This is a genomic window from Kitasatospora sp. NPDC088742 (assembly GCF_055584905.1).
On sequence record NZ_JBVJLD010000005.1, the window covers coordinates 161,995 to 178,210 of the forward strand.

The 16,216-nt window shown below is 73.0% G+C and carries 18 protein-coding genes; 9 read left to right on the forward strand and 9 right to left on the reverse strand.

The window, feature by feature from the left end; genetic code table 11:
- Nucleotides 1-181: 181 nt before the first annotated feature.
- Both ACZ6ZR_RS07505 and ACZ6ZR_RS07510 read right to left on the reverse strand, forming a co-directional pair.
- The gene (locus ACZ6ZR_RS07505; RefSeq protein ID WP_465640360.1) at nucleotides 182-568 is read right to left on the reverse strand and encodes a hypothetical protein; all 387 of its coding nucleotides are present in this window, start codon (nucleotides 566-568) and stop codon (nucleotides 182-184) included.
- Complete coding sequence (locus tag ACZ6ZR_RS07510) at nucleotides 565-927, reverse strand: hypothetical protein (protein ID WP_465640362.1); 363 nt, start codon at nucleotides 925-927, stop codon at nucleotides 565-567. Before ACZ6ZR_RS07510 ends, ACZ6ZR_RS07505 begins: the two co-directional genes overlap by 4 nt.
- Before the next feature lie 466 nt (nucleotides 928-1,393).
- On the opposite strand from ACZ6ZR_RS07510, the gene ACZ6ZR_RS07515 reads away from it, so the two are divergent.
- Entirely contained in the window at nucleotides 1,394-1,576 is a 183-nt protein-coding gene (locus tag ACZ6ZR_RS07515; RefSeq protein ID WP_465640363.1) for a superinfection immunity protein, read from the forward strand.
- Nucleotides 1,577-1,693: 117 nt separating this feature from the next.
- Here the strand turns inward: ACZ6ZR_RS07515 and ACZ6ZR_RS07520 are convergent, their stop codons facing one another.
- Together ACZ6ZR_RS07520 and ACZ6ZR_RS07525 are read right to left on the reverse strand one after the other, a co-directional pair.
- On the reverse strand, nucleotides 1,694-2,209 hold the full coding sequence (locus ACZ6ZR_RS07520; protein ID WP_465640365.1) for a DUF1877 family protein: 516 nt from the start codon (nucleotides 2,207-2,209) through the stop codon (nucleotides 1,694-1,696).
- Nucleotides 2,210-2,287: 78 nt separating this feature from the next.
- Nucleotides 2,288-2,950 (reverse strand): DUF998 domain-containing protein, encoded by a 663-nt coding sequence (locus ACZ6ZR_RS07525; RefSeq protein ID WP_465640366.1) that lies wholly within the window; start codon nucleotides 2,948-2,950, stop codon nucleotides 2,288-2,290.
- Between the two features lie 147 nt (nucleotides 2,951-3,097).
- On the opposite strand from ACZ6ZR_RS07525, the gene ACZ6ZR_RS07530 reads away from it, so the two are divergent.
- Both ACZ6ZR_RS07530 and ACZ6ZR_RS07535 read left to right on the forward strand, forming a co-directional pair.
- Nucleotides 3,098-3,421, forward strand: a complete 324-nt coding sequence (locus ACZ6ZR_RS07530) for a YciI family protein (RefSeq protein ID WP_465640368.1) — start codon at nucleotides 3,098-3,100, stop codon at nucleotides 3,419-3,421.
- Between the two features lie 80 nt (nucleotides 3,422-3,501).
- On the forward strand, nucleotides 3,502-5,484 hold the full coding sequence (locus ACZ6ZR_RS07535; RefSeq protein WP_465640369.1) for a sigma-70 family RNA polymerase sigma factor: 1,983 nt from the start codon (nucleotides 3,502-3,504) through the stop codon (nucleotides 5,482-5,484).
- A gap of 7 nt (nucleotides 5,485-5,491) precedes the next feature.
- Here the strand turns inward: ACZ6ZR_RS07535 and ACZ6ZR_RS07540 are convergent, their stop codons facing one another.
- Complete coding sequence (locus ACZ6ZR_RS07540; RefSeq protein WP_465640370.1) at nucleotides 5,492-6,253, reverse strand: GntR family transcriptional regulator; 762 nt, start codon at nucleotides 6,251-6,253, stop codon at nucleotides 5,492-5,494.
- A 151-nt stretch (nucleotides 6,254-6,404) separates the two neighbouring features.
- Here ACZ6ZR_RS07540 and ACZ6ZR_RS07545 point away from each other — a divergent pair, with 151 nt between their 5' ends.
- The 3 genes from ACZ6ZR_RS07545 (at nucleotide 6,405) to ACZ6ZR_RS07555 (ending at nucleotide 8,376) form a co-directional block, all read left to right on the forward strand.
- Nucleotides 6,405-7,298, forward strand: coding sequence for a DUF7916 family protein (locus tag ACZ6ZR_RS07545; protein ID WP_465640372.1), 894 nt, complete (start codon nucleotides 6,405-6,407; stop codon nucleotides 7,296-7,298).
- Nucleotides 7,299-7,456: 158 nt separating this feature from the next.
- Nucleotides 7,457-7,900, forward strand: a complete 444-nt coding sequence (locus tag ACZ6ZR_RS07550; protein WP_465640374.1) for a peptidase inhibitor family I36 protein — start codon at nucleotides 7,457-7,459, stop codon at nucleotides 7,898-7,900.
- A gap of 38 nt (nucleotides 7,901-7,938) precedes the next feature.
- Nucleotides 7,939-8,376: a peptidase inhibitor family I36 protein gene (locus ACZ6ZR_RS07555; protein WP_465640376.1), complete on the forward strand. Its 438-nt coding sequence runs from the start codon at nucleotides 7,939-7,941 to the stop codon at nucleotides 8,374-8,376.
- Nucleotides 8,377-8,394: 18 nt separating this feature from the next.
- On the opposite strand, the gene ACZ6ZR_RS07560 is transcribed toward ACZ6ZR_RS07555, so the two are convergent.
- Nucleotides 8,395-9,459: a substrate-binding domain-containing protein gene (locus tag ACZ6ZR_RS07560; RefSeq protein ID WP_465640378.1), complete on the reverse strand. Its 1,065-nt coding sequence runs from the start codon at nucleotides 9,457-9,459 to the stop codon at nucleotides 8,395-8,397.
- A 165-nt stretch (nucleotides 9,460-9,624) separates the two neighbouring features.
- Between ACZ6ZR_RS07560 and ACZ6ZR_RS07565 the strand changes: the two genes are divergently transcribed.
- A complete protein-coding gene (locus ACZ6ZR_RS07565) occupies nucleotides 9,625-11,595 on the forward strand; it encodes a carbohydrate binding domain-containing protein (protein ID WP_465640380.1) in 1,971 nt (656 codons plus the stop codon).
- 19 nt (nucleotides 11,596-11,614) lie between these two features.
- Here ACZ6ZR_RS07565 and ACZ6ZR_RS07570 read toward each other — a convergent pair whose 3' ends face one another.
- From ACZ6ZR_RS07570 to ACZ6ZR_RS07580, 3 genes are all read right to left on the reverse strand, one after another.
- Nucleotides 11,615-11,992, reverse strand: a complete 378-nt coding sequence (locus tag ACZ6ZR_RS07570) for a toxin Doc (protein WP_465640382.1) — start codon at nucleotides 11,990-11,992, stop codon at nucleotides 11,615-11,617.
- Nucleotides 11,989-12,222, reverse strand: a complete 234-nt coding sequence (locus tag ACZ6ZR_RS07575) for a hypothetical protein (RefSeq protein ID WP_465640383.1) — start codon at nucleotides 12,220-12,222, stop codon at nucleotides 11,989-11,991. The genes ACZ6ZR_RS07570 and ACZ6ZR_RS07575 overlap by 4 nt, the downstream gene beginning before the upstream one ends.
- A gap of 71 nt (nucleotides 12,223-12,293) precedes the next feature.
- On the reverse strand, nucleotides 12,294-13,913 hold the full coding sequence (locus ACZ6ZR_RS07580) for an ATP-binding cassette domain-containing protein (protein ID WP_465640385.1): 1,620 nt from the start codon (nucleotides 13,911-13,913) through the stop codon (nucleotides 12,294-12,296).
- Nucleotides 13,914-14,200: 287 nt separating this feature from the next.
- Here ACZ6ZR_RS07580 and ACZ6ZR_RS07585 point away from each other — a divergent pair, with 287 nt between their 5' ends.
- Nucleotides 14,201-15,838 (forward strand): ABC-F family ATP-binding cassette domain-containing protein, encoded by a 1,638-nt coding sequence (locus ACZ6ZR_RS07585; RefSeq protein ID WP_465640386.1) that lies wholly within the window; start codon nucleotides 14,201-14,203, stop codon nucleotides 15,836-15,838.
- 97 nt (nucleotides 15,839-15,935) lie between these two features.
- Complete coding sequence (locus ACZ6ZR_RS07590) at nucleotides 15,936-16,205, forward strand: hypothetical protein (protein ID WP_465640388.1); 270 nt, start codon at nucleotides 15,936-15,938, stop codon at nucleotides 16,203-16,205.
- The last annotated feature ends 11 nt before the right edge of the window (nucleotides 16,206-16,216 follow it).

Sequence of the window (16,216 nt, forward strand, 5' to 3'; positions counted from 1 at the left end):
GCACGGAACCACCGCGCGGCCCCGAACCGGGCGGTGCCACCGTCCGATGGCGGTCGGCGGCGCTCCGGGACGGGCCGGCCCGGACGCGGGGGCAAGGGGTGCCGTCCGGAGGGGCAGACCGTGGAACGGGCTGGTACCTACCGTCTGCTCCGGCTCAAGGCGACGGTAGCCCCGGCCGCAGTCACGGGCGGAGTTGGAACGCCGCCGTGAGGGTGTAGCCGACCAGGGCGCTGAAGAAGGCGACGGCGGTGACGTGACGGGGCGTCACCGGCAGCCCCGCGAGTGCCGGGTAGAGCAGCACCGCGACGCCCGCGCAGACGTCGGCCGCGTACAGCCCGAGCGGCGGCAGCACGTGGGTGGTGCGGGCGGCCCAGCCGGTGGCCACCAGGAAGCCGGTGAGCAGCACGAAGCCGGAGAGGATGCCGGAACCGATGGTCAGCAGCACGGAGTGCGGCTCCGGCTCGGGCTCGCCCTCGGCCCACACCGGGCGGAAGCGGTGCCCGACGGCCAGGCCGATCATCGCGACGGTGACGGCGGCGAGGGCGCCGAGCAGGGAGAGCAGGTTCACGATCGGCTCCGGTGATTGCGCAGGACGGGTTGCAGCAGGGCCGCCACGGCGGACGGCAGGAGGACCACCAGCAGCAGCACGGTGGACCACACCATCGGGTCCAACTCCCCTGCGGACGGCGGCAGTACGGGCGGGGCCGGGGGCGCCGCCAGGACGACGGCCTGGGTCCCGGACGGCGACGGGAGTGTCAGGGTCGGGCTCGGGTTCGGGCTCGGCGGCGGGGGTGGCTGCTCCGGCTGTGACGGGGTGGAGGTGGGGGTGGGGCGGACGGCGGACGGCCGGGGAGCTGCCGCCTTGGGCGCGACCGTCGGGACCGCCACCACCGCCGTGGGCGTGGCCTTCGCGGTCGGCGAAGGCATCGGGGTGGGTGTCGGAGTCGGGGCCGTGGTCGGGGCCGGCGAAACCGTCGGGCCGGGCGTCGGGGTGGGCGTCGGTGAAGGCGCGTGGCAGGACCACAGCCAGTGCGGCGGCCAGTGCCGCGGCGCCCCTGGCGGTGGTGGGCAGGGCGGCGGAGGCGGGAGCGGGAGGGGAGACGGCGGGCAGTCGGGGACGTCATCCATCCGGCCGATTCTGCGGCCGACCCTGTCACCGTCTGCCAGTTTCGCCGGATGCGACACCCACACGGGTGACGGCGCATCAGCGCACGGCCCGGAGAACGGTCGTGCGCCCCCTGGCCACGGGGTACTCGACGAACAGTCACCGTGCCCACGCCGAGGCCGAGTCGTCCACGCACGTCCGTGGGCCGGTGCGGTCTGGACAGCGGCCATCGGGCGGCGTACAAGGATGCCAAGGGCCCTTCGGCCCACGGTATTTCAGGGGGAAATCATGAGTGTCGGCGTCATCTTGATCATCGCACTGCTGTACTTCCTGCCGACGGTCGTCGCCTTGGCGCGGGCCATCCCGAACCGGGGGTCGGTGATCGTGATCAACATCTTCCTCGGGTGGTCACTGATCGGCTGGGTAGTCGCCCTCGCCATGTCGGCGCGGAGCACGGCACCCCGCCACTGAGCCGTCCCGGACCACCGATCTCGCGGCAGTCCGCCACGAGTTGACGGATGCGGCGTCGGGGCGGATCGGGACCGCACCACCGGTCCACTCCGCCACCGACGCTGACCCGCCCTGAGCTCAGTCCACCCAGACCACCACGGCCAACCCCCGCTCGGCGGCGCCCCGGTAGAACTCCCGCAGGGCCGCGAAGTGCCCGGCGATCCACTCTTGCGGGTGGCCGCCACTCGACCCCAACCCGCACACCTCGTCCGCCAGTTCGCGCTCCTTCGGGAACCGGGCGAACAGTGCGTCGACCTCCACCGCCCCAAGGCCTGCCGCGAGTTCGGCGACCGCCGCCGGTGAGAGCAGGGAGGGCGGATCGCCGAAGCGGTCGTAGACCTCCAAGTGGTCCAGGTACGGGATCTCCGCCGGGCCGTCACCCTCGATGCCGCGCTCCAGCGTACGGAGCAGCTCCGACTCCCCCTCGGCCCACCGCACGTAGGTGACCAACCCCCAGACGGCCCAGTCGAGATCGACCGTGTCCCCGACCGGCGGGTTCCACTCGGGATCGCCGTCGGCCGAGGCCGCCGCCGCGCGGCGGCAGCCGTCGAGGTACTCGGTGCTCACGCGCGCGAGCTGCTGGGTCAGGGCCATCCCGGGAGTATCGCCGAACGCCACCGGCCCGGCACCCAAGTTGTCGCGGGGGCCGGGCCGGAGGGTGCTGACGGCAGGTCAGGCGGTGCGGCGCAGACGGGCGGAGACCAGGGAGATCCAGGCCATCGCGGTCACCACGCCGACCGCCAGGGTCAGCGAGCCGGCCGTACCGCCGGTCATCGCCCAGCCGTTGCCGAGCAGCAGGGTGGTGCCGGCGGTGCGGGAGAGGACGGCCGAGGCGCGGTCGCCGGCCAGGCGGTAGTGGCGGGCCAGGAGGTAGCAGGCGGCGATGAAGGAGAGGAAGGTGACCGAGCCGGCGGCCATGTGCGCGTAGCCGTGCCAGCTCAGCGCGGTGGGTGCTCCGGCCGGGGTGCCGACCGGGAAACCGTCGGCCGGGTCCATCACGAAGACGCCGGCCGCCATCATGCCGAGGCCGCCGAGGCGGACCAGCCGGGGCACCCAGGTACCACCGCTCTGACCCCGCATCACCCGGCGCAGCCCGGCCGCACCGGCGGTCATCAGCAGACCGACGACCAGGAAGTTGGTGATCTGCACCCAGCCCAGCGGGCCGTTGCTCAGGATGCTGAGCGGGTGCCGGAGGAGGGAGAAGCCCTCCCTGGTGAGGGCCTGGGCCGCCGCCACCACCGTCCAGACCGGCGTGGCGGCAGCACCGAGGGCGAGCAGCGTGCGGGTACCGGCGGAGGTCCGGGCGGTGGGGGCGGTGAAGGTGGCGGTGGTCATGGCGGGTGTGTCCTTCCGGGGTGGTGAGCGGTTCCTCGCTGACACGTCGTCCGGGCGATGTGACAGGGAACGGATCGCATTCCCTGTCACATCGCCCCGTTCGACGTACCGGTGGAAGGACAAGCACCAGCACCCCGGAGGAACCCCATGCGCTACCTGATGACCACCAATGCCAACGGCTCCACCCCCGACGAGAAGCTCTTCGCCGAGATGGGCGCGTTCATCGAGGAGCTGACCGCCTCCGGTGTCCTGCTGGCCACCGGAGGGCTGGACCCGGCGTCGATCCTGGTCTCTTCCGCGGGCGAGGAGATCACCGTGACCGACGGCCCGTTCGCCGAGGCCAAGGAGGCGGTGGCCGGCTTCGCCCTGGTCGAGGTCCGCTCGCAGGAGGAGGCGGTCGAGCTGGCCCGCCGCTTCCGACGGATCGTCGGTGACGGCCAGAGCCGCCTCCAGCAGGTGTTCACCGGCTGATCCGCCGTCAGTCCGCCGTCAGTCGGACTCGGTCAGCCGGCCCCGGTGCGCGTCCCGCGTGCCGGGGCCGGTGTGGTGGGATGAGGACCGTGCTGGATACCCGCCGGACGGTCGACGCGGTCTGGAAGATGGAGTCGGCGAGGATCGTCGCCGGTCTGGTCCGGATGGTCCGCGATGTCGGGCTGGCCGAGGAGTTGGCCCAGGACGCCCTGGTGGCGGCGCTGGAGCAGTGGCCGCGCACCGGCGTGCCGGACAACCCGGGTGCCTGGCTGACCGCCATCGCCAAGCGCCGGGCGGTGGACCACATCCGCCGGTCCCAGCTGCACGAGCGCCGACAGGGCCAGCTGGCCCACGAGTTGACGCAGGAGCAGCTCCAGGCCCGGCACCAGGACCAGGACCACCGGCCGGACGGCGACGACCCGGAGGACCTGCTCCGGCTGATGCTGGTCTCCTGCCACCCCGTGCTGCCCGCCGCGCAGCGGGCCGCCCTGACACTCCGGCTGCTCGGCGGCCTCACCGCCGCCGAGATCGCCCGTGCCTTCCTGTCCACCGCCCCGGAGATCACCCGCCGGATCACCGCCGCCAAACGGACCCTGGCCGAGCGTCAGGTCTCCTTCGAGCTGCCGGAGGGGGAGGAACTCGCGGGGCGGCTGGCCTCCGTGCTGGAGGTCGTCTACCTGATCTTCAACGAGGGGTACTCGGCCACTTCCGGCGACGACCTGATGCGCCCCGGTCTCTGCCAGGAGGCGCTCCGGCTGGGCCGGTTGCTGGCGGTGCTGGCGCCGCGCGAGGCCGAGGTGCACGGGCTGGTGGCGCTGATGGAGGTCCAGGCCTCGCGCTCGGCCGCCCGCACCGGACCGTCCGGCGAACCGGTGCTGCTGCACGAGCAGAACCGGGGCCGCTGGGACCAGTTGCTGATCCGCCGCGGCTTCACCGCGATGCTCCGGGCCCGCGAGCTGGGCGGCCCGCCCGGCCCGTACGTGCTCCAGGCGGCGATCGCGGTCTGCCATGCCCAGGCGCCGACCGCCGAGGCCACCGACTGGGCGCAGATCGCCGCCCTGTACGGGGCGCTGGCCCGGCTGCTGCCGACGCCGGTGGTCCGGCTGAACCGGGCGGTGGCGGTCGGCATGGCCCGCGGTCCACAGGCCGGGCTCGACCTCGTCGACGAGCTGACCACCGAGCCCGCGCTGCGTGACTACCACCTGCTGGCGAGCGTCCGGGGCGATCTGCTCGCCCGGCTGCACCGGCCGGCCGAGGCACGGCTGGAGTTCCGCCGGGCGGCCGAGCTCACCCGCAACGCCGCCGAACGCGCCTTCCTGCTGGCCCGCGCCGACGCCCTGCCCGAGCACTCCGCCGGGCCCGCCGGCCCTACCCTCGGCCCGGCCACCCGGGCCTTCCTGGCCCGCCCCGAGCTGGACGCCTCGACCGTCCGCTCCTACGGGCAGACCATGCGACGGCTCTGCCTGGCGCTCGGGGAGGGCCGCCCGCTGGACGGGCTGACGGCCGCTCAGGTGGCCGGGGTGTTCACCACCGCCTGGGGCGCCGCGGCCGCGCGCACCTGGAACCGGCACCGCGCGGCGGTCCGCTCCTTCGCCCTCTGGGCCGGACTGCCCGGGCTCGCCGAGGAGTTGGCGGTGGAGCTGGAACGCCGGGCCGAGCCGGGGCCCCGGGGAGCCGAGGCGGTCGGCCCGGCCCGGCTGGACACGCTCTGCGCGCTGCCCGGGCCGACGGTCCGCGAGCACGTGCTGTGGCGGCTGCTCAGCGAGTCCGGCGCCGGGGTGAAGGCCGTGCTGGCCCTGAACGTCGAGGACCTGGACCTGGAGGACCGCCGCGCCCGCAACGGCATCGGCTGGCGCTCCGGCACTGCCCGGCTGCTCCCCGGACTGCTGGCCGGCCGCACCCGGGGCCCGCTCTTCCTGACCGACCGCCGCCCGGGCCCGGCCCGGCTGCCCACCGCCGACCTCTGCCCGGACACCGGCCGGGCCCGGCTCTCCTACGAGCGGGCCGAGTACCTCTTCAAACGGGCCAGCGGCGGGCTCACCCTCGGCCGCCTCAAGCTCTGACCAGCAGTCAGGCGCCGCTCGGTCCGAGGGTGAGGCGCAGCTCGTAGCGGTCGGCCCGGTAGGTCTCGTGGCTGTCGGCGCACGGCCGGCCGGCGGCGTCCAGCGACAGCCGTTCGGTGGTCAACACGGCCGAGGGGCCGCGGAGTTCGAGCAGGCGGCGGTTCCCGGCGTCGGCGAGGGCGGCCCGGGCGGTGTAGCGGGCGGAGACCGGGGCGTGGCCGGCGGCGGTCAGGCCGGCGAAGACCGAGGCGGTGGTGAAGTCGGCGGCGGGCAGCTCGGGGGCCACCGCGAGCGGGACCAGGTCGTGGGAGACGCAGATCGGCAGCCCGTCCAGCAGGCGCAGCCGCCGCAGCTCGAACAGCGTTGCCCCGGTGGGGACTTCGAGCCGTTCGGCCTCCTCGGAGCCGGCCGGCCTGGTCCGGGAGCCGAGCACCCGGGCGGTGACCACCCGGCCCAGGGAGCGGTTGAAGTCGGCGAAGCCGAGCAGGCCGGAGGCCTCCGGCACGTGGCTGTGGCCGATCTGCCGCACCCGCCAGCCGCGCCGCTCGGAGGACTCCACCAGGCCCTGCTCCTCCAGGGCCTTGAGGGTGCGGCGCAGGGTGGAGCGGCTGATCCCGAGCTGCTCGCAGAGGTGGCGCTCGGAGGGCAGCCGGCGGCCGGGGCCGAACGCGCCGGTGGCGACGGCGTGTTGGATCGCCTGCTGGGCGAGGACGTACGGCGGCTGGCCGCCCTCCGCCACGACGGGGCTGAGAACGGAATCGGCGGGCACCGGAGGTCCTCTCGGGAAGCCGGACGGTCGGGACTTCGGCCGGGACTTTGGTCCGGATTTCATCTGGTATCGCTCTGGTATACCTGAAGGTGTCCGGAGGGGGGAGACACCACGCCGGGGCCCCGTGCCCCTCGAACGGAAGGACCCTCCCATGACCCGCATCCTGGACCTCGACGGCGCCCAGCTGACCGCCCTGCGCGGCCGCGCCCTGACCACCGCCGTCGCGGAGAGCGAGGGCCGCACGATGGTCGGCGAGGTCTGGCCGAACACCGCGATGCTGGCGGGCGCCCACGAGACCGGCGGGGTCTCCAACATCGAGATCGCCGCCGCCTTCGGGGCCGACCTCGTCATCCTCAACCTGGTGGAGACCGTCTTCGACGGCGAGCGCTGGCGGCTGCCGGTGCTCGGCGAGTTCGCCACGCTGGCCGAGCTCTCGGACTTCGTCGGCCGGCCGATCGGCGTCAATCTGGAGCCGGGCACCGTGCCCGAGGGCCGCAAGGCGACCGTGGAGAACGCCCGCCGTCTGGTCGACCAGGGCGCCGCGATGCTCTGCGTCACGGCCAACCCGGCCACCGGGGCCGGCCTGGCCGACATCGCCCGCACCAGTGAGCAGTTGAGGTCCGCGCTCGGCGAGGACGCCGCGATCTGGTCCGGCAAGATGCACCTGGCCGGGCGCAGCGAGCCGCTGGACGCGGCGGGCATGGCGGCGGTGGCCGAGGCCGGGGCGGACGGCGTGCTGGTCCCGCTGCCCGGCACCGTCCCGGGCGTCACCCGGGAGGTCGCCGCCGAGGCGGTGCGGCGCATCCACGCGGCCGGGGCCATCGCGATGGGCACCATCGGCACCAGCCAGGAGGGTTCGCACCGCAACCTGGTGCCCCAACTCGCTCTGAACGCAAAGGAGATCGGCGTGGACGCGCACCACTTCGGGGACGCCTTCGTGTCCGGCGCGATGGACCCGGAGTTCATGTACGACTACTCGGTGGCGATCCGCGGCCGCCGCCACACCTGGATCCGGATGGCCCGCAACGTACGCAAGCGTGGCTGAGGCCGGGCGCCGGCGGCGGTCCGTCAGCCAATCCTCCGTACCCTGACGGACCGTCAGATGACTGAGGCCGCCCGTACGGCTCCGGCGGCACTGTGGAGCTGCGCCCGGGAGAACGGATCCCGGGGCAGCACCGGACAGTGACCGCAGAGGAGTTCACCGTGAAGCTTCGCACCACCGCCGTACGGCTCGCCCTGGGAGCCGCCGCCCTGACCGGGGCGCTGGTCGCCTCGGTGGTACCGGCCAACGCCGACGTGCTCAAGGAGATCAACAGCGGCTCCGGCAGCTGCCCGGCCAACTGGGTCTGCCTGTGGAGCGACAACGACTTCGTCCGGGGCAACCCCAAGGGCGGCACCGACTACGGGTCCGTGGGCTCGAACCAGAACACCCCGGACCTGGGGAAGATCGTCTTCGAGAGCAAGCTCTTCCGCTGGAAGGGGATGCAGGACGAGGCCTCCTCGGTGGTGAACAACACCGGGAGCAGCATCTGCTTCTACGAGCACAACAACTACGGCGGCGCCGAGTTCAGGATCGGGCCCCGGGAGAAGTGGGCCTCGGTGCCGGGCTGGATCAACGACAGGATCAGCTCCTTCAAGTACTGCTGACCATCCACATCCCCCCTGACCCGTAGAAGAGGTACACCGTGTTCTCGAAGACCAGGCTCACCAAGTTCGGACTGTCCGCCGCCCTGACGGCCGGACTGGTCCTCACCCTCTCCACCTCCGCCAACGCCGCGAGCGTCTACGACATCAGCCACGGCGAGGGCTCCTGCCCCAGCGGCTACGTCTGCCTCTGGCCGGAGGCCAACTTCATCGCGCACCACTTCGCCCTGGAGTCCAAGTACAGCGCGTTCGGCTCGAACCAGAACGTCAGCGACATGGGCAAGCTGGGCCGCGGCGAGGCCGGCGACAAGGGCATGCAGGACGTCACCTCCTCGGTCGTCAACAAGACCGGGAGCAGCATCTGCTTCTACGAACACAACAACTACGGCGGCGCCGAGTTCAAGATCGGCCCGCACGAGCAGTGGCCGTACCTGCCGGGCTGGATCAACGACAGGATCAGCTCGTTCAAGTACTGCTGACGCGCCGCTGACGCGAGGTCAGGCCGCCCCGCCGCAGGAGGTGCGCACCTTCAGGCTGGGCAGCAACTCGATGTGGTGGGCGGGGAGTTCCGGCTCCCCGCCCAGCCGTCGGAGCAGCAGCGAGAGGGCGGTGGCGCCGACCGCCTGCTTGGGCGGGGCGACGGCGGTGAGCGGGGGCGCGGCCAGGGCGGCGAAGACGTCGTCGTAGGAGATCAGGGCGACGTCGCCGGGCACGTCCAGGCCCAGCGAGCGGAGTACGGGCGGGAGTTGGATGGCGTCCTGGTCGTTGTGGACCAGCACCGCGCGGGTGCCCTTGCGGGCGGCGGCGGCGATCTTCTCGGCGACCAGGGCCGGGTCGGCGGGGCCACCGCCGGGGCGGTGCAGGTCGATCACCGGGTGGGTGGTGAGGCCGAGCAGCTCGGCGCCCTCGGTGTAGCCGGTGCGGACCTGGTGGGCGGTCCAGGTGTCCTCGCGGGCGGCCAGCAGGACGGAGCTGTGGCCGAGGGCGGCGAGGTGACGCAGCGCCAGCAGGGCGCCGTGGCGGTGGTCGGAGACCACCGAGTCGAGTTCGGCACCGGGGCTCTCGGGGGCCGCGCGGCGTTCGACCAGGACGGCGGGGACCGGGAGGTCGCCGAGCCAGGCGGAGTCCTCGGCCCGGCCGCCGGGCTGCCAGTTGGGGGTGAGCAGCAGGCCGTCCACGCCGGAGTCGAGCAGGCGGGCGGCCTGCTCCTGGTCGTCGCGGGCCTCGTAGGGGGCGATGCCGAGCACCAGCCGGGCACCGGCCGTCGCGGCGGCGGCCCGGGCGCCGGCGATCACCTCGTCGAAGTAGGAGCCGACGGTGGGCACCAGCATGCCGATCACCCGCTCCCCGGCGGGGACGGGCGCGGCCGGGTCGGCGGCGGCGAGCGAGACGGAGCCGTGCGAGCGGTTGAGGCGGCCGCTCTCGGCGAGGGCGGCGACGTCGCGGCGGACGGTCACGGCTGGGATGCCGAGCCGGGTGGCCAGGTCCGCCACCCGGACCGTGCCGAGCTCGCGGACCGCCTCGGTGATGCGGGTCCGCCGTTCGTCGGCCGAGATGGTCATGGGCTTCCTTCTCCAGGTCTGCGGGCAGCGCTCTGTGGACAGCGCTCTGCGGTCTGCGGGTGCACGGGTCTGTCGCGACCGCCTGATCACTTTGTATCATTCGATCGCCGTTTGATCTAACGGTCTGCAGTGATCCGTTCACCGCTCAAGGAGTCAACCCCACTCATGCTCCTGCCTCGCATAGCCCTCACCCTCCTCGCGGTCACCGCCGCCGTCCTCCCCGCTCCGGCGGCCGAGGCCGCCGCGGGCGTCCACTACCTCGACTGCTCCGCGGCCACCAACGGTACCGGCACCGCCGCCAGCCCCTGGAACAACCTGGCCGCCGCCAACGCCCACCTGTTCGGCCCGGGCGACCAGCTCCTCCTCAAGCGCGGCGCCACCTGCCTGGGCACCCTCAGGCCCCAGGGCTCCGGCGCGCCCGGCTCCCCCGTCACGCTGGCCGGCTACGGCACCTCCACCTCCCGCCCGGTGGTCCAGGGTGACGCGGCGTCGGCCGAGAAGGCCGCCGTCCACCTCTACAACGTCGAGCAGTGGGAGCTGCGCGAGCTGGAGATCACCTTCCCCGACACCTCCGCCACCAAGCGCGAGCGCAACGGCCTGCTGGTGGAGATCGCCGACCTGCCCGACGGCGTCGGCACCCACTACCTGGCCGACGACCTCTACGTCCACGACGTCAACGGCGACGCCACCAAGTGGTCCAACGGCATCCAGTTCCGGGTCTCCGGCCTGACCACGCCCACCAACTTCGACGACGTGCTGGTGCGGAACTCCCGGATCTCCCGGGTCGACCGCGAGGGCCTGACCAACCGTTCGACCTGGATGTGCCGCCCCTCCTACGGCACCGGCGACGGCTGCGGCACCACCGTCAACTGGCGGGCCTCCACCCGGATCGTCTTCCGCGGCAACACCATCAGCGACACCGGCGGCGACGGCATCGTGGTCCGCGCCGCCGACCACGCGCTGGTCGAGCACAACCTCGCCTACGACATCGCGATGCGCCCGATGGGCTCCAACGCGGGCATCTGGACGATCAACTCCGACGCCACCACCATCCAGTTCAACGAGGTGCACCACGTCCGCCGGCTCGCCGACAACAACGACGGGATGGCCTTCGACTCCGACTACGGCAACAACGACGCCCTCTTCCAGTACAACTACAGCCACCACAACGAGGGCGGCTTCCTGCTCTTCTGCGGCGCCTGCGGAGCGGGCTCCAGCTCCACCGGCACCGTGGTCCGGTACAACCTGAGCGTGGACGACCGCAGCCGCTGGCTCTACGCGGTGGGCGAGAAGAACGCCCGGATCCACCAGAACACCGCCTACCTGCCGGCCGGTTCGACCGCCGCGATCATCCAGGACGGCTCCGGGTCGACCCTCACCCGGCTGACGGACAACGTCTTCCAGAACCTCGGCACCGGCGGCTTCACCAACTACACCGCCGCCGACTACACCTGGCAGGCCAACACCTTCCACGGCAACCACCCGGCCAACGAGCCCGCCGACCCGGAGAAGTCCACCGCCGACCCGCTCTTCGCCAACCCCGGCGGCACCGCCCCCGGGGACTACCGGCTGACCGCCAACTCCCCGGCCCTGCGCACCGGTTCGCCGATCGCCGACAACGGCGGGCGGGACTACTTCGGCACCGCCGTCCCCACCGTCTGCCGCCCGGACCGGGGCTTCGCCCAGCTCTCCGCCTTCGACGACTCCGCCTGTACCCCGCCCACGCCGGTCAACGCCGTCCGCAACCCCGGCTTCGAGGACGCCATCCTCTCCCCCTGGACGTCCTACGGCGGCGTCACCCTCGACACCGCGAACGCCCGCACCGGCGCCCGCGCCGTCCGGGTCGGCCCGGCCCAGGCCGCCGCCGAACAGGTCGTCACCCTGGCCCCGAACACCACCTACCGCCTCTCCGGCTGGGGCAAGGTCTCCGCGGCCGGCACCGAACTCTCCCTCGGCGTCAAGCAGTACGACCCCGCCGGCTCCACCACCCGCGCCGCCTTCACCGGCACCACCTACACCCAGGGCACCACCACCTTCACCACCGGCCCGTCCGCCACCAGCGCCCGGATCTACTGCTACGCCCGCAGCGGCACCGGCTACGCCTGGTGCGACGACGTCACGGTCGTCCCCGTCTAAGGGCTGTCGGCCGGCCGGGTCAGATCCGCCAGGACCTGATCCGGTCGGCCGCGGCGAAGATGTCGGCGCGGGATTCGGCGACGTCGCGGGCGAGTTCGACCAGGGCGCCGTAGGGCGGGTCGATGCCCTCCTCGGCGGCGTGCATGTAGGCGGCGGTGGTGATGCAGGCGTAGAGGTTGTTGCGCACCGGCAGCGGGCGCAGCTGCACGATGGTGTGCATCAGGGCGGCCGCCCGCCAGGCCGGGTCGGGGTCGTGGCCGAGCTGGGCGGTGTTGACCCGGTGGCGGGCCACCGCGGCCTGGAGCGCCGAGTAGTCACTGACCGTCAGGTCCTCGGGGTAGGCCTGCTCCTGGACGTCGAGCAGCCAGCGGATGTCGACGAGCAGTACGGTCCTCACGCCACCGGGCTCCCCGAGGTCGAGGCCGGGGCGTCCTCTGGGAAGGCCTCGTCGAACTCCTCGACGTGCTCGTTCCAGAGCTCCACCGCGCGGTTCACGAAGACCCGGCGCTGCTGCTCCCGGACGCTCAGGTCGTGCACGTACGCCTTTACGCTCTTGCCGTCGGCGGCCGCCGCCTCGCGGATGGCGGCGAGTTCGTGCTCCGTGTACTCGATGTTGAGCGCAGGCATGGCCCCGATGGTACCGAAGGGGTACCGGCGGCCGACAGGCCTCCGGTACCCCTTCGGTGGCTACCCTTCGGTCACACCGGGTCGACGGTGCGCAGCCCCCGCTCGTCCAGCTCCAGCCAGCGGGTGACGCCGAGTCCGCGCAGGAACGGCACGTCGTGGCCGGCGACCACGAGCGCCCCCTGGTACCCCGAGAGCGCCTGGGTGAGCTGACGCACGCTCGCCAGGTCGAGGTTGTTGGTCGGCTCGTCGAGCAGCAGCAGCTGCGGCGGCGGGTCGGCCAGCAGCAGGGCGGCCAGGGTGGCCCGGAAGCGCTCGCCGCCGGAGAGCGTCCCGGCCGGCTGCTCGGCCCGGGCGCCGCGGAACCGGAACCGGGCCAGCCGGGCCCGGACGGCGTTGTCCCCCGCCCCCGGGGCGAAGGCCTTGACGTTGGCCACCACCGAGAGCGAGTCGTCCAGCAGGTCGAGCCGCTGCGGCAGGTGACGGACCGGCACCGGCGTGTCCAACAGGCCCTCCACGAACGGGACTTCACCCGCGATGGTGCGCAGCAGGGTGGACTTGCCGGCCCCGTTGGCCCCGAGCAGGGCGATCCGCTCGGGGCCGCGCAGCTCCAGCGAGACCGGCCCGGCCGGCCCGCGGCCGAGCCGCACCCGGTCCAGGCTGAGCACCGTCCGCCCGGCCGGGACGGCCGTGCGGGGCAGGTCGATCCTGATCTCGGCGTCGTCCCGGACGGCCTCCTCGGCCACCGTCAGCCGCTCCTTGGCCTCGGCCAGCTTCTCGGTGTGCAGGCCGGTCACCCGGCCTGCGGTCACCTCGGCCTTGCGCTTGAGCGCCCCTCGGATGATCTTCGGGTCGTTCCGCTCGAAGCTCTTCTTCCGCCCGTAGCTGGCACTGTGGTCCAGCCTGGTCCGGGCCTCGATCAGGTCCCGTTTCTGCCGCTGGACGTCGGCCTCGGCCACCCGCACCAGCCGCTCCGCGGTCTCCTGCTGGGCGGCCACCGTCCGCTCGTAGTCGGCGAAGTTGCCGCCGTACCAGCTGACCGAGCCGTCCCGCAGGTCGGCGATCTGGTCCACGTACCGCAGCAGCTCGCGGTCGTGGCTGACCACCACCAGCACCCCGTGCCAGTGCTCCACCGCCTGGTACAGCAGTGAACGGGCGCGCCGGTCGAGGTTGTTGGTGGGTTCGTCGAGCAGCAGCACGTCCGGGCGGCGGAGCAGCAGCGCGGCCAGGTGCAGCAGCACCGCCTCGCCGCCGGAGAGCCCGCCGACGGTGCGGTCCAGGTCGAGCCGGCCGAGGCCGAGCCCGGCGAGGGTCGCGTGGGCGCGCTCCTCGACGTCCCAGTCGTCGCCGACGGCGGTGAAGTGGCGCTCCTCGACGGAGCCCGCCTCGATCGCGTGCAGCGCCTCGCGGGTCTGCCTGATGCCCAGGGCCTGGTCCACCCGCTGGGTGGTGTCCAGGGTCAAGTCCTGTGGCAGGTAGCCGAGTTCGCCACCGATCCGGACGGAGCCGGCGGTCGGGGCGAGCTCGCCCGCGAGCAGCTTCAGCAGGGTGGACTTGCCAGCCCCGTTCAGGCCGATCAGCCCGGTGCGGCCGGGGCCGACCACGAGCTGGAAGTCGTGCAGCACGCTGCGGCCGTCGGGCCACTCGAAGGAGAGGTCGGTGCAGCGGATGGAAACGGTGGTGGGTTGCGCCATGGTTGGCCTCCCGGTGGTCGCCGTGGTGGATGGGCACACGGGAGACACCGATACGGGCACACGGCAGGGAGGGCACAGCACTCCGCTGAGGTCGCGCACGCGCACCGCCGGAGGTGATGTCATCACGTCATCACGGCGGGAACGGTGTCTCAGGACCTCAGTAGTGCAACGGCCTTCTCCAGTCTTGGGATTGCTTGCGAGCCGTCGACCACGGTAGGGGCGGCCCGGCGGGGGCCGCAACGGATTATTCGGAGGCCGCCGCCGGGCCCCGTAAAATCGGCCGCATCATGAGTGCCACTCTCGTAGTCAAGGACCTGAGCGCCGGCCACGGCGACCGCATCCTCTTCTCCGGCCTGGACCTGGTCGTCGCCCCGGGCGACGTGATCGGGCTGGTCGGGGTCAACGGTGCGGGCAAGTCGACCCTGCTCACACTGCTGGCCGGGCTGACCACCCCGGAGGGCGGCTCGCTCAAGCTGAGCCCGCCCACCGCCAACGTCGGCCACCTCCCGCAGGAGCCGGAGCGCCGGGAGGGCGAGTCGGTCCGCGACTTCCTGGCCCGCCGCACCGGCGTGGCCGCCGCCCAGGCCGCGCTGGACGAGGCCACCGAGGGCCTGGTCGAGGGCCGCCCCGGCTCCGACGACGCCTACGCCACCAGCCTGGACCGCTGGCTGGACCTGGGCGGCGCGGACCTGGAGGAGCGGGCCGAGGAGGTGGCCGGCTCGCTCGGCCTCACGGTCAGCCTCGACCTGCCGATGACCGCGCTCTCCGGCGGCCAGGCCGCCCGGGCCGGCCTGGCCTCGCTGCTGCTCTCCCGCTACGACGTCTTCCTGCTCGACGAGCCCACCAACGACCTGGACCTGGACGGCCTGGAGCGGCTGGAGAACTTCGTCAAGGGCCTGCGGGCCGGCACCGTGGTGATCAGCCACGACCGCGAGTTCCTCGCCCGCACCGTGACCCGGATCCTGGAGCTGGACCTCGCCCAGCAGCAGGTCAACCACTTCGGCGGCGGCTACGAGGCCTACCTGGAGGAGCGGGCGGTGGCCCGCCGGCACGCCCGCGAGGAGTTCGAGGAGTACTCCGACACCAAGGCCGGGCTGGAGGCCCGGGCCCGGATGCAGCGCGGCTGGATGGAGAACGGCGTCCGCAACGCCCGCCGGAAGTCGAACGACAACGACAAGATCGGGCGCGCGATGCGCACCGAGTCCACCGAGAAGCAGGCCGCCAAGGCCCGCCAGACCCAGCGCATGATCGACCGTTTGGAGGTGGTCGACGAGCCCCGCAAGGAGTGGGAGCTGCGGATGGAGATCGCCTCCGCCCCGCGCTCCGGCTCGGTGGTGGCCACCCTGCGCGGCGCCAAGGTCTCGCGCGGCGAGTTCTCCTTCGGCCCGGTCGACCTCCAGATCGACTGGGCGGACCGGGTCGCCATCACCGGCGCCAACGGCGCGGGCAAGTCCACCCTGCTGGCGGCCCTGCTCGGACGGCTCGAACTCACCGAAGGCAGCGCGGTGTTGGGCTCCGGCGTGCTGGTCGGCGAGGTGGACCAGGCGCGTGGCCTGTTCTTCGGCGACGAGCCGCTGCTGGACGCCTTCCAGGCCGCCGCTCCGGACGCCAACCCGGAGGACGTCCGCACCCTGCTGGCCAAGTTCGGCCTCAAGGCGGCCCACGTCCTGCGCCCGGCCGACACCCTCTCACCCGGCGAACGGACCCGCGCCGCCCTCGCCCTGCTCCAGGGCCGGGGCGTCAACCTCCTGGTCCTGGACGAGCCCACCAACCACCTGGACCTCCCCGCGATCGAGCAGCTGGAGGCGGCCCTCGCCTCCTACACCGGCACCCTGCTGCTGGTCACCCACGACCGCCGGATGCTCGACGCCGTCACGGTCAACCGCCGCCTCCAGGTCGCCGACGGGCGCGTCACGGAACTCTGACCCACGACGCCGCCTTGCCCGGCCCGGGCTCCCCCATCCGCTAACTCCCCCAGGAAGTAAGGGGTTTGGGATTCCCGGGCCGGGCAAAGCGCTGTCCATGAGACAGACAACCTCGATCGTCTCCGTGGTGGCGCACGCCTGCGCCGCCGTCCTGGTCATCTGGATCCTGCTGGACCTCCTCGGCGCCAACGCCGGCAACACGGTGGTCAACTGGTTCCACCACGCCGCCGACTGGCTGGCCACCTGGTCCCGGGGCCTGTTCACCGTCTCCGACCACACCGGGCAGACCCTGCTCGACTACGGCATCCCGGCCGTCGTCTATGTCGTCATCGGCAACCTGATCACACGCCGCCGCGCCGCCGGCTGAACGTCGGCCGT

Coding starts and splice junctions, on each gene's coding strand:
- ACZ6ZR_RS07545 (WP_465640372.1), top strand. CDS start 6,405: ATGACCCGCATCCTGGACCTCGACGGCGCCCAGCTGACCGCCCTGCGC.
- ACZ6ZR_RS07580 (WP_465640385.1), bottom strand. CDS start 13,913: ATGGCGCAACCCACCACCGTTTCCATCCGCTGCACCGACCTCTCCTTC.
- ACZ6ZR_RS07525 (WP_465640366.1), bottom strand. CDS start 2,950: ATGACCACCGCCACCTTCACCGCCCCCACCGCCCGGACCTCCGCCGGT.
- ACZ6ZR_RS07590 (WP_465640388.1), top strand. CDS start 15,936: ATGAGACAGACAACCTCGATCGTCTCCGTGGTGGCGCACGCCTGCGCC.
- ACZ6ZR_RS07535 (WP_465640369.1), top strand. CDS start 3,502: ATGAGGACCGTGCTGGATACCCGCCGGACGGTCGACGCGGTCTGGAAG.
- ACZ6ZR_RS07565 (WP_465640380.1), top strand. CDS start 9,625: ATGCTCCTGCCTCGCATAGCCCTCACCCTCCTCGCGGTCACCGCCGCC.
- ACZ6ZR_RS07530 (WP_465640368.1), top strand. CDS start 3,098: ATGCGCTACCTGATGACCACCAATGCCAACGGCTCCACCCCCGACGAG.
- ACZ6ZR_RS07585 (WP_465640386.1), top strand. CDS start 14,201: ATGAGTGCCACTCTCGTAGTCAAGGACCTGAGCGCCGGCCACGGCGAC.
- ACZ6ZR_RS07575 (WP_465640383.1), bottom strand. CDS start 12,222: ATGCCTGCGCTCAACATCGAGTACACGGAGCACGAACTCGCCGCCATC.
- ACZ6ZR_RS07560 (WP_465640378.1), bottom strand. CDS start 9,459: ATGACCATCTCGGCCGACGAACGGCGGACCCGCATCACCGAGGCGGTC.
- ACZ6ZR_RS07520 (WP_465640365.1), bottom strand. CDS start 2,209: ATGGCCCTGACCCAGCAGCTCGCGCGCGTGAGCACCGAGTACCTCGAC.
- ACZ6ZR_RS07510 (WP_465640362.1), bottom strand. CDS start 927: ATGCCTTCGCCGACCGCGAAGGCCACGCCCACGGCGGTGGTGGCGGTC.
- ACZ6ZR_RS07515 (WP_465640363.1), top strand. CDS start 1,394: ATGAGTGTCGGCGTCATCTTGATCATCGCACTGCTGTACTTCCTGCCG.